This is a genomic window from Mesorhizobium sp. M7A.F.Ca.MR.148.00.0.0, assembly GCF_003997735.1.
Taxonomy (GTDB): Bacteria; Pseudomonadota; Alphaproteobacteria; order Rhizobiales; family Rhizobiaceae; genus Mesorhizobium.
Genome location: NZ_RZTB01000351.1, coordinates 1 through 267, shown reverse-complemented (window position 1 = coordinate 267; position 267 = coordinate 1). Strand labels below are relative to the sequence as shown.

The window sequence follows — 267 nt, the reverse complement described above, 5'->3', positions numbered from 1 at the left end:
CTGCCGCTGCTGTCTGCCGATGTGCTGAGAGCCAGCCTGTCCGAGCTGTTCCAAATGGCGGCAAGCGGTCTTCTGCAGGTCACGATCGGCGGCCGATTCCCGCTCGACCGGGCCGGTGAAGCGCACCGGTTGCTGGAGGAGCGCCGGTCGACTGGGAAGGTGGTGCTGATACCCTGATGTCGCGATAGTCGCGGATACCAGGCCAATCGGGATTGGACTGCTACATCGACGGGACTGCCATCTGGTCGCGCCCTTTGCCCTGATATA

1 protein-coding gene is annotated in these 267 nt (G+C 63.3%); it reads left to right on the top strand.

What is annotated here, in order from left to right:
* Window positions 1-54: 54 nt before the first annotated feature.
* Window positions 55-177, top strand: a complete 123-nt coding sequence (locus EOB49_RS38345) for a zinc-binding dehydrogenase (protein ID WP_281060638.1) — start codon at window positions 55-57, stop codon at window positions 175-177.
* The last annotated feature ends 90 nt before the right edge of the window (window positions 178-267 follow it).